Here is a 15,437-nt window from a genome sequence, read left to right as displayed (position 1 = left end):
TTACCGGTAGCGCATGCGCATTTTCAAATGGCCATGAAAACTATTTTTATTCCTGGGCGTTTGCAATTGCAGAAGGGTAGTGTGAGTACTTTATTTGATGTGTCGCATAATGCCCAATCAGTAAAACTACTGGCAGATACGTTATTTAAATTCAAAAAATCGAAAATTCATGCTGTCTTTTCAGCTTTAAAGGATAAAGATATTTTTAATTTAATTATGCCACTAAAGGATTGCGTTGATAGATGGTATCTTGCACAATTGGATAACAAACGAGCCGCCAGCGCCGATATGTTGCTGGCGATTTTTAGGGATGCAGAAATTCCCGTGGAAATTTGTTATACTAATCCACTTATAGCTTTTGAAACTGCATTGAAACAAGCTAAACCTGGTGACTTAATTGTTGTTTACGGGTCTTTTTTTACTGTGAGCCATGTTATGGCTAATAGGAGATTCAATGAAATTAGTAATTGATGAGAAGCTAAAACACCATTTAGTTGGTGTGGCTGTTGTTTTATCATTAGGCGCAATTTTTTTGCCGGCAATGATGAAAAAATCCAGCCAACGTCTGGAAAATAATTTTAGTGTCCATGTACAGTTACCTCCCAAACCCAAAACACCTAATGTAGTGGTAACCAATGAAGAGGAAATGTTTAAAACGATTAAAGTAGCGAGGATAGAAACTCCTGCTTTGAATCAAAAAACTACCGAACTTGCTAAAGAAGATTTTATTCAATCTGTTCAGGTAGCTAAAAATGCTGCTGTTCCTGCCACCCGAATTGAGCCTGCGGCTCAAACTGAGTCTATAGCTAAACCAATTGAATTGGCATTAAGTAATGCTGCAAATAATGTGGTTAAAAAGCAACTCAAGACTCCTGCTGTTCAAGCGGTTCGCCCTGTCGCCCAGTTAAAAGCGAAACCCGTCAGAAAACCGCTTGCAGTTGCGGTAAAGCCAAAAGCCAATCCTGCACCTGTTTTGAATAAAAAAGGTATTTATGCTGTTCAACTGGCTTCATTTTCGAAATTGGAAAATGCCCAGGCTTTGGTCAGTAAATTACACAAGAAGGGATATAAAGCGAATTATATAAGAATAGCTGGAAAACAGGGGGCAATTTATAAGGTCTATGCTGGACACTCACCTGTTAGAAGTGATGTGATGAAATTAAAAAATCAATTAGCAAGCGCCATGCAGTTAAATGGTTTTGTGGTCAATACCGGAGTTAGCTAATGCAAGCACAATGGATTGATATTATCTTATTCATAGTAATTGGTTTATCCACTATTACAGGTCTCCTGAGAGGATTTATTAAAGAATTTATCGCCTTGGGAATATGGATCTTGGCTATTTGGGCTGGATACAACTACTCAAATGCGCTTAATCCTTATTTGCAACCTTATATTCAGGATCAATCCCTTCGTACCCTTGCCGGCTTTGTGGTTATTGTTCTTGGGGTTTTAATTACCGGAGGTATCGCTAATGCAATACTTGGCCTCTTTTTACGGGGCAGTGGTCTGGGAGCAATGGATAAAGTATTGGGGGGGTTTTTTGGGTTTGCCCGCGGGGTGCTTATTCTTTCGCTTGTTTTCGCAGTGCTTAGCATGACCTCATTGCCATATCAACAATATGTTCAAACCTCAAGAGTCTATAACCAGCTTTTACCGGTGATAAACTGGGTTTCAGGGTACTTGCCAGGACTTATTAATAAAGCCAAGCAGTCAGTTTCAGTTAATGAATCATTCAAGCTTATCGATATAATCCCTGAGACTTGATGTATTCATAGACTTTACAAGGGAGCCTGTTATTCACATTGGCTCCCTTTTTTATGTCCTCACGAAGCGCCGTGGAAGAAATTTCATAATTACCTGCATCAAATAAAAACACCTTTCCCGATTGAGTAGTTAACAGTTCGTCTTTGTCATTAATTTTATGCTTTTGCAAAAAATTTTTTACAATTTCTGAAACAGGGTGTTTTGCAAATTCGGATCGGTTAATTACCAATAAATTAGCCAGAGTGATAATTTTCTCCCATTGATACCAATTAGGTAATGAGAGAAAAGCGTCATAGCCGATAATTAAAGTGATTGATGAGTCAGGGTATTCTTCTCTAAAACTATTCAGGGTTTCAACCATGTAGGAAGGGGTATCCCGTTCTATTTCACGTAAATCAAGTTTGAAATCAGACAGGTTATTTATCGCCCGTTTGAGCATCTCTATTCTTTGATCATTACTGGCGAGAGTAGGAGGTTTTATGGTTGGTGTTTTACAAGGCAGAAAAATATAAGAATCAAATTTAAAATGATTTTGAATTGTTATACTGGCTTGCAGATGGCCATTGTGTACTGGATCAAAAGCTCCCCCAAAAATAGCTATACTGTGCATGCGTCACCTATTAACTTTCCTGTGCAGAGAGATAAAGCAGCATTTTCCAGCGAGTTCCATACCTGGGTGTTACGGTTAGATTTAATGCATTCATCAATAGAATAACAGTATCGATGGAGTTGCTGGAGGATGCTTTTATTAAGGCGATTACAGCATGTTTTATAAAGATTAACGCGTTGTGCCCAAATTTTTAATTGACTGCAGGCAGTTTGAAAGTCAACTTTTTGTTCCATTAAAAAAGACAACTGCATGATGAGTCTTATTTCTTGACTGAGGATCCATAAAACTAAAGTGACCTCCGTCTTGTTATTTGCGGCATGGCGTAAAACCTGAATTGCTTTATCACTTTGGCCAAGAAGACAGGCATCAACTAACTCAAAAAGATCATGATCGCATTGATCGGATAAGTGTTCTAAAACCTGATGTATTTCTAAATTGCAGTTGGGGGCACAAGATAAAGAAATTTTTTCAATAACCTGAGCACAAGCCAACATATTTCCCTGGGTATATCGATGAATCAGATCGGGAATTTGAGGGTTAAAATTCAGCGACTTTTTCCTTAATTGTGTGGTTATCCAGGCTTTGAGGGCATCCGTACTAAGGGAGTAGACCAGTGTCAGCACAGCATGTTCATGAGATGATAACCATTGTAATTGCTTCGCAGGAACATTGGGGGCTCTAATAACAATAAAACATCGCGGATTAATCGAATTTAAATATTCTGTTAAAATCTTTTTTCCATTGGCGTCTATTGTTTTTTTATCATAAAAAATATTTATGAGCACGGTTTCTGAAAATAAGGAATAACTGTTTGCTTCTTCTTTTACTACATTCCAGTCTTCTGCTGACTGGATAGATAGGATTTTTTCGTCATAATTATGATGTTTTTTAATTGCCGATTTTATTGTAGTCAAAGAGTCCTCAAGCAAGTAATTATCTTGTCCAATAATCATGTAGAGGGCTGCAATTTTTTTTTCTACTTGCTGAGCAAGAAATTGTTGTTTGATTTGCATGATAACGTTAGCTTAAGCAATTTTACGTAAGCTGGAAGGGATTACCCAGAACCTAAGGTACAGGTATTCTCTCCAAGCTACCTTTTCTTATCTGGTGGAGGAGGGGGCAAATGTCCAAGTCGATAAATAATCTGCGTGACTGCATCTTGCTTCATTTCTCCAATTAAAATACTTTCTTCATCTTTAGAACCCAGTATTCTATCATTATTCATTGTAAGTTCACGAGAGATACTTATTTGCCCAGGGACCTCGATAACCTGACCTGCGCGTGTTTTTACTTCGAATAGTACAGTTAGGGTTAAAGTATATTGTCTGGGATTCGTGCTCGCGCCAACACTGACAATCTGTTGTTGCAGATTCACTTCATTAATAATGAGCCAATATTTTGCACTGGATGGATCTGAGTTCACTTGAACTTTTGCACTTTCAAGTCGTGACTCCAGTATTGAGATAAATTGCTTGTCATTATTTACAGAAATAATCGCAACATTATTTAGCCAGCTAGGCACGTTACTTATGCCTCTTAGATGAAATCCACAGGCCGATAATAAGAGTGTGATTAATAAAGGAATTGTATAGCGCAGAGTCGCAGAGAAACGTGTTGCTTGCTTTGAATGTCCCGCAAATTGTTCTTGATGCGGGACATTAGAAGAAGCAGGGTAATTACACTTCATTAGCCAACAACCAAATTTATTAATTGTCTGTGGGCTACAACGATTGCTTTTTTTACTGTTTTATCAGCAATAAAATCTTTTGCATGCTGTTTTGCCTCAGCGATTAAAGTTTCTTCTGTTGCATCCACACTCGCTGTAAATTGAGCTCTTAGTTTTCCATTTACCTGAACAACATAATCAACTTCGTCAGTTTTTAAAGCACCTTTATCTACTCTGGGCCAATTAGCATCAATAATCGCTTTTTCAAAGCCTAGTTGTTGCCATATATGATGTGTGATATGAGGTGTTATAGGTGCCAATAATCGCAACAGTATACTTAGACTGGAGTGAATAAAAAATTTATCCTCTTCAGTTTCAATAGAATAATTGGATATTTCATTAAACAGTTTCATACAACCTGAAACTACGGTATTGAATTGATTCCGATCATAATCATGGCTTGCCTGGGCAAGAATTTGATGCACAACATGGCGTGATTTCTTTAATCGGCTTTCTGCCTGTTGCCAATTCACATGCCCATTTCCACTTAAAATAGTGTCGTTTACTTCAATAAACATTTTTTGATGCTGATAGGCAAACGCCCAAATTCGTTTAAGAAAACGATGTGCCCCTTCGACAGCTGTATCTGACCACTCCAGTGATTGTTCAGGGGGTGCAGCAAACATAACAAATAATCGGGCTGTATCTGCACCATAGGTATCAATCAGATGATTGGGATCGACCACATTCCCTACAGATTTGGACATTTTGTGGCCATCTTTTAAAACCATACCTTGAGTCAACAGGGCTTTAAAGGGTTCATCTGAATTCACTAATCCTTCATCACGCATTAATTTGTGGAAAAATCGGGCATAAAGTAAATGCATCACAGCATGTTCGATACCGCCAACGTATTGATCCACAGGAGTCCAGTATTTTGCCCGATCGTCAAGCATAGCATTTTCCTGTCCTTTGCATGCAAAACGAGCGTAATACCAAGAGGATTCAACAAATGTATCAAAAGTGTCTGTTTCGCGAATTGCATCCTGACCGCATTTAGGACAACTTACATTAACAAATTCAGGGCATTGGGCTAATGGTGAGCCGGTTCCGGTGATTGTGACATTTTCTGGAAGAACGACGGGGAGATCTTCATCGGGAACAGGTACAGTGCCGCATTGTTCGCATAAAATCATAGGAATGGGAGTGCCCCAGTATCTCTGTCTTGATACGCCCCAGTCGCGAAGCCTGTAGTTAATTGTTGCTTTACCTGAATCATGCTCTTCAAGGAAATGAGTTATTGTTTCTATAGCTTGGGTAGAGCTTAATCCATCAAACTGACCTGAGTGGATCAGTACACCTTCTCCAGTGTATGCAGATTTGTTCAAATCATGTTGGACATGATTTGCAGGCTGAATGACTTCTTTGATGGGGAGATTGTATTTGCGTGCAAATTCCCAATCCCTTTGATCATGGGCAGGAACTGCCATTACAGCTCCTGATCCATATTGCATCAGTACAAAATTTGCAACCCATATTGGAAGTTCCTCACCGGTTATAGGGTGGATTGCAGTCATGCCGGTAGCTATCCCACGTTTCTCCATGGTGGCGAGTTCTGCTTCAGCCATTTTAGTGCCTTGACAGCTGTCAATAAATTCTTTGACTTCCTTACGGTTACCTGCTGCCTCTTTAGCCAGAGGATGATCTGTCGCTACAGCAAGATAGGTTGCACCCATTAAGGTATCGGGGCGTGTTGTATATATCTTTAGTCGTTTAGGGTAATTTGTGACGTTGAAGTAAATTTCAGTACCCGTGGAGCGACCTATCCAATTACGTTGCATTTGCTTCACTTGGGCTGGCCATTCTTCTAAGGTGTCCAGCGAACTGAGTAATTCATCAGCATAAGCTGTTATTTTGATAAACCATTGAGAGATTTCCTTTCGCTCAACAAGCGCACCAGATCTCCAGCCGCGTCCATCTATCACTTGTTCGTTGGCCAAAACAGTCTGATCTACGGGATCCCAGTTTACTACGGCATTTTTCTTATACACTAAACCTTTTTCAAATAAGCGAATGAAAAACCATTGTTCCCATCGATAATATTCAGGAGTACACGTACAAATCTCACGTCGCCAATCATAGGCATTACCCAGACGTAAAAATTGTTTTTTCATTGATTCAATATTTTTTCTTGTCCACTCAGCCGGGGGAATGCCGTTTTTAATCGCTGCATTTTCAGCGGGCAAACCAAAAGCATCCCAACCTATAGGCTGAAGTACATTTTTGCCCAAAGCTCGTTGATAACGGGCAATAACGTCTCCAATGGTGTAGTTGCGAACATGCCCCATGTGCAAGGTTCCACTCGGGTAGGGAAACATGGATAAACAATAAAATTTCTCTCTGTTTAAATCTTCTGAAACATTAAATGATTGTTTTTTATGCCAATACTGTTGAGCTTGTTCCTCAACTTCTTGTGGTATATAGGTATTATCCATAGTCCAATTTTTTAAGTGACTCTAAACCGCTAAGGATAACTCCTCTTGTCTCTGCCAGCAATAGATTATTACTGGAATAAGCGACGAAGTTGAATAAAAAGTACAAAAATAAGAAAAATTGAACAAAAAATAAGAGAAGGATACTCCTGCCAAATTATCCATGGAGTTAAACCTTCAGCAGGAAATATACTGCTTTGCAAGAGTCCCGAGCTAAATGGGGGAAGACTGTCGATTATATCTCCATTGGCGTCAATTACTGAGGAGAGGCCATCGTTATTGACAACTACTTGATAGCGTCCTGTAAGCAGGGAAAGTATTTGCGCCATTTGAAGTTGTTGATATCCGGCTAATGAATGTCCAAACCAGCCATTGTCGCTAATTGAAACAATCCATTGGGCTTTGGGCATTTGTTCACGCAATATTTCAGGATAAGCAATCTCATAACAAATAAGGCTTGCTATTGGGCGGTTTTCAATCCGAATTAATGATTGTTTGCGTTTTCCTGGCAACAAGTTCGGTTCTGGTAAATTTAACCAACGATTAATCGTAACCAGGGGTTTGGGAATATATTCTCCAAAGGGGACTAATTGGCGCTTGAGTTTTTTTCCTTTTGCTTGTCCTAGTGTGATTACCGAATTGTAATAATTAGTTTCCCTATCATTTGTAGGTTGTAAAATGCCTAGCATTAATGCGCTTTTAGCTTTCAATGCTTTGTTATTTAAATTAAGCAAATATTTATCCAGATAACTTGCAGGAAGGGGAATGGCTGATTCGGGTAAAATGATTAATTGTTTCCCTAAAAGTTTATTAATGGCATTTTCATAATATTTAAGTAAGTTCCAAAATAAGGTTTCATCCCATTTATCGCGCATGGACAAGTTTGCTTGCACAGCGCCGATGCTGATGGGTTCGTATTTGATTTGTGACCATGAAACATTTTTACACAGCATAGGACTGATAAGAATGAGTACAATAGCAATTAAATAATGGGGGCGCTTGGGGGTATTTGGGGCTAACGCTAAAGTCAGTAAGGTTGCAATAAGGACGCACAATAAACTTAATCCATAGACGCCTAAAACAGGGGTAATGTATTTTATTGGCGTATCAATAAGAGGGGTTCCTACAAATAACCAGGGAAAGCCAGTGAATAAATTGGCACGACAATATTCACTCAGACACCATAAGACACAAAAAAGGGTGAGCGACAGCAGTTTGCGATTTTGAAACTCGAGCAATTTATAAAAATAAGCAACCAGGGCTGGAAACAGCGAAAGATACATAATAAAAATCAAGGTAACCAACCCGGAAAGAAAATAATTTAGCTGGCCATAATCATGAATACTTACTATAACCCAGGAAACTCCGAAACCGAAGTAACCTATCCCGTAAAAAAAACCTAAAGAAAGTGCCTGTTTTCTAGAGCAATTTTGTAAACTCGAATAGAAAAATGCCAAACTTATGAGCGTTAAGCCTGGTATGTGGAACGGAGCGAAACCGAAGGGCGCCAGCAAGCCTGCTATAAATACTAGGAAGTATTTAATGTAGCCAAGACGAATTGATGGGTTCAACGGGAAAGAATTGGCTAAAGCAGTTTGCTTCATGGCTGTTAAAAATTTATAAAACGATAAGATAATTGAGTCCTTAAGTCAGGTCAAGGATTACGGAAATATTTTGTAATTTTGGCATACCCTCAGTATATACCATCAGTTCTGGTATGTCAGAAAAACAAGATGGAAAGAAGTTGAGCAGCGGCTGCTTTATTTTTTCAGAACATAAGTGCCTGGTGCATCACAAATTGGTCGCATCTCTTTTTCCGGGTTACCCATTTGAGGCGGTTTCATTTTGGTTCCTGAATAGCCTGCAAGCCACTTTTCCCATGCCGGCCACCAAGAATCCTGGAAATGAGGAGCTCTTTCTACCCAGACATCGGGCGCCAAATGTTTGTCCTCTAATTTATGAGTAAGCATTTGATAAGTTCGTCCAGGCTCTCCGGGCACATTAACAATACCTGTATTATGTCCAGCATTAGCCAAAACGAAGGTAATGTCGCTGTCAGTAAAGTAATGAATTTTATATACCGATTTCCAGGGTGCTATGTGATCTTTTGTAGTACTTACTGCAAAAATCGGGATTTTAATATCCGCCAGATTAATATTTTCATTATGAATTTTTAAACGGCCTTCAACCAAATCATTATTCAAAAATAAATAACGTAAATACTGGCTATGCATCTTATAAGGCATTCGGGTAGTATCATAATCCCAAGCCATCAGATCGCTCATTTTTTGTCGTTTACCCAATAAATAATCATAAACAATACGGGACCAAACGAGATCTATAGACCGTAACATACTAAATGCACCGGCCATCTGAGCCCCGTCTAAATATCCTTTTTCCCACATAATATCTTCAATATAGGTAAGCTGGTTCTCGTCAATAAATAACTGCAGTTCTCCGGCTTCCTCAAAATCTGTCTGTGCTGCGAATAAGGTCATTGTTTTTAGAAGGTCATCTCCTTTAGCTGCCATTCGGGCTGCAACCATCGTTAATAAAGTTCCTCCAATACAATATCCTACGGTGTGAACTTTTTCTTGTGGAATAATTTGATTGATGGCTTTTAGGGCATCCATCACCCCATATACCGCATAATCAGAAAGATCCAGATCCTTATCTTCGGAGGTTGGATTTTTCCAGGAAATCATAAATACAGTATGTCCTTTATCCACCAGGAACTTCACCATGGAGTTATTTGGTGAGAGGTCCAGAATATAATATTTCATGATCCAGGCGGGGACGATTAATATCGGTTCCGGATATACTGTTGACGTTGTGGGTTCATATTGGATTAGCTCAATTAAATGATTTCTATATACAACTTTACCAGAAGTTACCGCTACATTCTGACCCACTTTATATTGCTCAGCGCCTGCGGGGGGTTTGTTATTTAAATGGCGGATAATGTCTTCTATTAAATTACTCCAACCGTTTATGAAATTCATCCCGCCTTCAATCATGGTGGTGGAAATGACCTCAGGATTCATTCCAGGAAAATTTGATGGGGAAAACACATCTAGAAATTGGCGTGTTACAAAATTAACAACATTCCCGTGATGCTTGGAAACTCCGCGAAGATGGGATGTTGCATCATTCCACCATCCTTCAGTTAATAAAAAAGATTGGGTGTATATATTGAATGGAAAAGCTGACCACAATTCATTTTGAAAGCGATGATCCGTCTGGCGTACTTCAATACAAGGCTCGCATTTACCCTGGCTCTGTTGTTGAATGTACAATAATAAATACCCTAATTTTTTGAGGGCATCTTTGTTTAAATCGGCGCGTTTTGCTGGTGCAAAGAACAAATAGATTAACCAATCTGCAAAAGACATTATCAGCGTGCCTGGTGAGAGCCAGGTGCTAAATTGACTGAGTGTGGCGTGAAATAACCTATCGAAACTGATTCCCTCATAATCATTTGCTTCAAGATCAGTTGATAAAGGTTTTTGAGCTTTCTCGGCAGGTTTGGAATATTTTATTTTGGATTTACTCATGACCAATTCCCTTTGTAGCTTCACCATTTAATATAGCCCTTTTTCAATATTATGCATCAAAATTAAAAATAACACCCAATTTAAAAAATTGTTATTTTGTCATGCACATACTTTCAAGAATACTATTCAAGTCTCAATAATTTGTGTAGGATGATCCCGTTTTATAATGGGAGAGGGATTAAATGTATAATGTAATGATTACTGGCGCAGGGAAAATTGGTAGCTTAATCGCATGTTTATTATCAGATAGCGGTTCCTACCAGGTCCATTTAGTAGATATAGATTTCAATGGATCAGATGTAAAAAGGCTGTTGGAAGCAGTACCCAAAATTAAAACGGTAGCCTTGGATGTTCGGGATCAACAGTCAACCCAGGCATATATGGAAAAGCATGATATTGTGGCTGTTATCTCCAGCCTTCCATATTTTTTAAATACCTATGTAGCTGAAGCGGCAAAAGCGGCTAAAGCACATTATTTCGATCTTACCGAAGATACAGCAGTTACCGAAGCAATAAAGGCCATTGCTCTTGATGCCGAGACCGCCTTTGTTCCTCAATGCGGTTTGGCTCCTGGATTTATCAGCATTGCAGCAAACAGCCTCATGCAGGAATTTGAAGAAAGCCATCATGTGAAATTGCGTGTGGGAGCTCTTCCACAAAATGCCAATAATGCCCTTCAATATTCATTAACCTGGTCTACCGACGGGGTAATCAATGAATACGGCAATCCCTGTTATGCAATTAAGTATGGGAGAGCGGTAACTTTAGCACCTTTGGAAGGATTGGAGACCATTCAAATTGATGGTTGTGAATATGAAGCGTTCAACACATCTGGTGGACTTGGAAGTTTGGCAGAAATCCATGCTGGAAAAGTCCAGACCATGAATTATAAGACAATGCGCTATCCCGGCCATTGTTCAAAAATGCGTTTATTGATGAATGACTTACGACTCAACCAGGACAGACCGACTTTAAAACGTATTTTGGAAAACTCTATCCCTAAAACATATCAAGATCTGGTTATTGTTTATGTTTCTGTCGAAGGAATAAAAAGGGGTGAGCTGACAGAAAAAAATTACGTGAAAAAGATTTATCCTGAAGAAATTTGTGGACTGGAATGGTCAGCAATTCAAATAAGCACTGCTTCAGGTGTCTGTGCTGTAGTAGATTTGGTTATGGGCCAATCTAATGAATACAAAGGCTTGATATTACAGGAAAAGTTTCATTTAGCTGCTATTTTGGAAAATCGCTTTGGTCGCTATTACGCGTAACCTGCAATGGCGTTGTACTGTTCCCGGGTAATACATTATTTATCCGGGTTACTTTGGAGATAATGAATGGACATATTAAAACGCTTGAAAATTCACGCTGTTAATCCGGGAGCCTTTAGTGGTCAGGGTTGGCAAAGTGGAGTACATGAGCATAAATTAATCTCTTATAATCCAGCAAATGGAGAAAAACTCGCAGAAATCGCAACCTGCACCAGCGAGGACTATGAGGAAATAATGACCCGTGCGCAGCATGCTGCACATGAGTGGAGAAAAGTTCCTGCTCCCAAAAGAGGCGAAATAATAAGACAAATAGGTCAAGCATTACGTGAACATAAAGATGCCTTGGGCAGTCTGGTGTCCCTGGAGATGGGAAAGTCCAAACAAGAAGGGGATGGTGAGGTTCAGGAAATGATTGATATAGCTGATTTTGCAGTAGGTCAGTCACGAATGCTCTATGGAAACAGCATGCATTCCGAGCGTCCTCAGCACAGAATGTATGAGCAATGGCATCCCTATGGAATTGTCGGCGTGATTTCAGCCTTTAACTTTCCTGTTGCCGTTTGGTCCTGGAATGCATTTCTGTCGGCTATTTGTGGTAATGTGACCGTCTGGAAGCCTTCAGCAAAAACACCTTTGTGTGCGGTAGCAGTTCAGCATATTTGCAATGATGTATTAAGAATTAATGGTTGTCCCGAAATATTTAGTCTGGTTATTCCGGAAAGCCATGATGTAGTCGAAACTATGGTTAATGATAAGCGCATACCACTTATCTCATTTACCGGTTCCACCGCAGTAGGAAAAGAAGTAGCTGCAAAAGTGGCTTCACGTCTGGGTAAAACGATTTTAGAGTTAGGCGGCAATAATGCCATAATTCTTGATGAGTCGGCTGATCTTCATTTAGCAATTCCGGCCATTGTTTTTGGCGCTGTGGGAACTGCCGGACAACGATGTACTTCCACTCGGCGTCTGTTTGTTCATCATACCAAGTATGATTATGTTGTTGAGCGTTTACGTTTTGCATATGAACAGGTAACAATAGGTGATCCTTTAGATAAGAAAAACTTAATGGGACCTCTAATTGATAAACATGCTGTAGAACAGTTTAATCAGGCAATATCCCGAATTAAAGAAGCAGGCGGCCAAATTATCTTTGGCGGAGAACAGCTGCATCGCCCTGGCTTTTTTGTGCAACCCACATTGGTATGTGATGTGAAAAATCATTGGGATATTGTACAGGAAGAAACGTTTGCTCCGATTTTATATGTTATGCCTTTTCAAACAATTGATGAGGCAATTGCTCTACAAAATCATGTCCCGCAGGGGTTGTCTTCAGCTATGTTTACCCAGAATTTAAAGAATGCAGAACATTTTTTAAGTGCTTGGGGAAGTGATTGTGGAATAGCCAACATCAATATAGGTACGTCCGGTGCCGAAATTGGCGGTGCATTTGGTGGAGAAAAAGAAACTGGGGGTGGTCGTGAGTCGGGATCAGATTCATGGAAAGCCTATATGCGTCGGCAAACCAATACTATAAATTGGGGAAATGAATTACCTCTGGCGCAAGGTATTCGTTTTGATTTGGCTTGATTAGTAGAAACTGCACCTGGGTGAAGCGAAGCATAATCCAGGTATTCTGTTTGCGATAAGAACCCGGGTTACGCTTCGCTTCACCCAGGCCATATTAATTAACGAGGAAGAAAGAATGCAGGGACCTTTTTTTATAAAAAAAGTCGCAGTTCTGGGGGCAGGTGTTATGGGGGCACAGATTGCTGCGCACTGTGTTAATGCAGGCATGGAAACATTACTCTTTGATTTGGCATCCAAAGAAGGAAATCCAAATGCACTAATTGATAAAGCTATTGCAAATTTAGGAAAGCTAAAACCGGCCCCGCTTGCAACAGTGCATACTGCAGCCTTATTGCAAGCACGAAATTATGAGCAACACCTCGCTGACTTATCTTCCTGCGATTTAATTATCGAAGCAATTGCAGAACGTTTGGATTGGAAAGAAGATTTATATAAGCGAATTTCTCCTTTTTTATCAGAACATTCCATTTTAGTAAGTAATACCTCGGGTTTGAGTATCAATTCTTTATGTTCAGTTTTACCTGAGGTACATAGAAAGAATTTTTGCGGTGTTCATTTCTTTAATCCTCCCCGTTACATGCATCTTGCCGAGCTTATTCCTGCAAAAACTACCGACAAGGATTTAGTTGATAATTTGGAAACCTGGTTAACTCGTTATTTGGGTAAAGGGGTTGTGCGTGCCAAGGATACACCTAATTTTATAGGCAATCGCATAGGCGTGTTTTCCCTTTTAACAACTTTGCACCACGCTTTTGCCATGGAGATGGGATTAGATGAAGTTGATGCATTAACGGGGCCTTTGCTTGGTAGACCAAAATCTGCAACTTTTCGTACTATGGACGTTGTTGGTTTAGACACCATGCAGCATGTTATTCATACCATGCAGCAACAACTCAAAGATGACCCCTGGCATCAGTGTTTTAATTTGCCTGAATGGCTCAGTCACCTGATTCAGCAAGGGCATTTGGGCCAAAAAACCGGTCAGGGCATTTATAGGAAAAACGGCAAGAACATTGAAGTTTACGATATTAAATCGGGAACTTATCGTCCAGCACAACCTACTGTGAATGATGAATTAAAAGTCATCATGAGTGACTCTGATCCTGCTTCACGGATGCAAAAACTCATTACCTCCAATAACAAGCAAGCCCAATTCCTGGCAGCGTGTTTCAGGGATTTATTTCATTATTGCGCCTATCATATTGAAGAAATTGCGGATAATGTCAGGGATGTTGATCTGGCAATCCGTTGGGGCTTTGGGTGGATACAAGGTCCATTTGAAACCTGGCAATTGGCGGGTTTAACCCTAATGACGGATTATATAAAGCGCGCTATTGAAGAACAAAAATCACTTGGCACAGCACAATTGCCTCAATGGCTTTTTAAAATAGATGCCTTCTATACCGAAAAAGGAGCGTATTCTCCACAATTTGGTGATTATCAGCCACGCAGTCAATTGCCTGTTTATAAACGTCAATTCTTTTTTGACCGAGTCATTAAGGAAACAGCGCCTCCTACACCTGTGATTTATGAAAATGAGGGGGTACGTTTGTGGCACTTACAGGATGATGTAGCTGTTGTGAGTTTTAAAAGCAAGGCGAACACAGTGGGACAATCTGTTCTTGATGGATTGGATGCTGCGATTGAAACTGCAGAAAAACAATGTCGTGGATTAATTATCTACCAACAGGATGCTACCAATTTTTGCTCAGGTGCTGATTTACGAGGTGTTTTAACTCTTATAAAAGACAATAAAATGCAAGCGTTGGAAGAGATGATCGCTCAGTTTCAACGTGTGGCTATGCGCTTAAAATATAGTTCTATCCCCACAGTTGCCGCCCTAAGAGGCCGTGCCCTTGGCGGTGGTTGTGAGCTAATGATGCATTGTGATGCGGTTGTTGCTGCTTTTGAAGCGTACCCAGGTCTGGTTGAGGTGGGCGTGGGAGTGATACCCGCCGGCGGTGGATGTAAGGAAATGGCAATGCGGGCTGCCGAACGGGCGCCTAAAGGTGATTTAATGACGGTACTCCAGAGTTACTACCAGCAAATCGCCACTGGGCAGGTTGCAGCATCAGCTGCCGAGGCCATGCAAATGGGTTATTTATGCGATACGGACAGCTATATAATGCATGCTGACGAAGTACTCTATGTAGCTTTGTCCAAGATTAATTTGATGCATGTAGAAAATTACCTGCCTCCTTTAAAGAAACAATTCCCAATTGCTGGAATTGAGGGTAAAGCGCGATTACAAGCAGGTTTAGTGAACTGGTTAGAAGGCGGCTTTATTTCTAAGCATGATTATTTTATAGCTACGGAGTTGGCAACAGTACTTTGTGGCGGCGATCTTAACCAAAATACCTTGGTCGATGAAAATTGGATGCTTCAATTGGAGCGACAAGCCTTTATTAATCTTGCTGCATCACCATTAACTCAGGCACGGATTAGTCATTTATTAGAGACTGGCAAGCCGTTACGCAATTAAGGGAGATT

At 40.1% G+C, this 15,437-nt stretch carries 12 protein-coding genes; 6 read left to right on the top strand and 6 right to left on the bottom strand.

What is annotated here, in order from left to right; translation table 11 throughout:
* The 3 genes from KYQ_RS19485 to KYQ_RS06090 form a co-directional block, all read left to right on the top strand.
* The coding region (locus KYQ_RS19485; protein ID WP_432419134.1) for a glutamate ligase domain-containing protein at positions 1-471 on the top strand (471 nt) is incomplete at its 5' end.
* The gene (locus tag KYQ_RS06095; RefSeq protein WP_010653449.1) at positions 455-1,225 is read left to right on the top strand and encodes an SPOR domain-containing protein; all 771 of its coding nucleotides are present in this window, start codon (positions 455-457) and stop codon (positions 1,223-1,225) included. The genes KYQ_RS19485 and KYQ_RS06095, both read left to right, overlap by 17 nt.
* Entirely contained in the window at positions 1,225-1,767 is a 543-nt protein-coding gene (locus KYQ_RS06090) for a CvpA family protein (protein ID WP_010653450.1), read from the top strand. The genes KYQ_RS06095 and KYQ_RS06090 overlap by 1 nt, the downstream gene beginning before the upstream one ends.
* On the opposite strand, the gene nadD is transcribed toward KYQ_RS06090, so the two are convergent.
* From nadD to KYQ_RS06060, 6 genes are all read right to left on the bottom strand, one after another.
* Positions 1,742-2,377 (bottom strand): nicotinate-nucleotide adenylyltransferase, encoded by a 636-nt coding sequence (nadD, locus tag KYQ_RS06085; RefSeq protein WP_010653451.1) that lies wholly within the window; start codon positions 2,375-2,377, stop codon positions 1,742-1,744. The genes KYQ_RS06090 and nadD overlap by 26 nt on opposite strands.
* Positions 2,365-3,390: a DNA polymerase III subunit delta gene (gene holA, locus KYQ_RS06080; RefSeq protein ID WP_010653452.1), complete on the bottom strand. Its 1,026-nt coding sequence runs from the start codon at positions 3,388-3,390 to the stop codon at positions 2,365-2,367. Before holA ends, nadD begins: the two co-directional genes overlap by 13 nt.
* A gap of 77 nt (positions 3,391-3,467) precedes the next feature.
* Positions 3,468-4,064, bottom strand: coding sequence for an LPS-assembly lipoprotein LptE (locus KYQ_RS06075; RefSeq protein WP_010653453.1), 597 nt, complete (start codon positions 4,062-4,064; stop codon positions 3,468-3,470).
* The gene (gene leuS / locus KYQ_RS06070; protein WP_010653454.1) at positions 4,064-6,538 is read right to left on the bottom strand and encodes a leucine--tRNA ligase; all 2,475 of its coding nucleotides are present in this window, start codon (positions 6,536-6,538) and stop codon (positions 4,064-4,066) included. Before leuS ends, KYQ_RS06075 begins: the two co-directional genes overlap by 1 nt.
* 68 nt (positions 6,539-6,606) lie before the next feature.
* The gene (gene lnt, locus KYQ_RS06065; protein ID WP_010653455.1) at positions 6,607-8,139 is read right to left on the bottom strand and encodes an apolipoprotein N-acyltransferase; all 1,533 of its coding nucleotides are present in this window, start codon (positions 8,137-8,139) and stop codon (positions 6,607-6,609) included.
* 156 nt (positions 8,140-8,295) lie between these two features.
* Positions 8,296-10,089 (bottom strand): PHA/PHB synthase family protein, encoded by a 1,794-nt coding sequence (locus tag KYQ_RS06060; protein ID WP_010653456.1) that lies wholly within the window; start codon positions 10,087-10,089, stop codon positions 8,296-8,298.
* A 182-nt stretch (positions 10,090-10,271) separates the two neighbouring features.
* Between KYQ_RS06060 and KYQ_RS06055 the strand changes: the two genes are divergently transcribed.
* The 3 genes from KYQ_RS06055 to KYQ_RS06045 all read left to right on the top strand — a co-directional run bounded on the left by KYQ_RS06055 (position 10,272) and on the right by KYQ_RS06045 (position 15,429).
* Positions 10,272-11,360 carry a saccharopine dehydrogenase family protein gene (locus KYQ_RS06055; protein WP_010653457.1) on the top strand — a complete coding sequence of 363 codons (1,089 nt, stop codon included), beginning with the start codon at positions 10,272-10,274 and terminating at the stop codon, positions 11,358-11,360.
* 66 nt (positions 11,361-11,426) lie between these two features.
* Complete coding sequence (gene amaB, locus KYQ_RS06050) at positions 11,427-12,947, top strand: L-piperidine-6-carboxylate dehydrogenase (RefSeq protein ID WP_010653458.1); 1,521 nt, start codon at positions 11,427-11,429, stop codon at positions 12,945-12,947.
* Between the two features lie 115 nt (positions 12,948-13,062).
* Entirely contained in the window at positions 13,063-15,429 is a 2,367-nt protein-coding gene (locus KYQ_RS06045) for a 3-hydroxyacyl-CoA dehydrogenase/enoyl-CoA hydratase family protein (RefSeq protein WP_010653459.1), read from the top strand.
* Positions 15,430-15,437: the final 8 nt, after the last annotated feature.

Source organism: Fluoribacter dumoffii NY 23 (genome assembly GCF_000236165.1).
Taxonomy (GTDB): domain Bacteria; phylum Pseudomonadota; class Gammaproteobacteria; order Legionellales; family Legionellaceae; genus Legionella; species Legionella dumoffii.
This window is presented reverse-complemented; position numbering and strand designations above follow the sequence as displayed.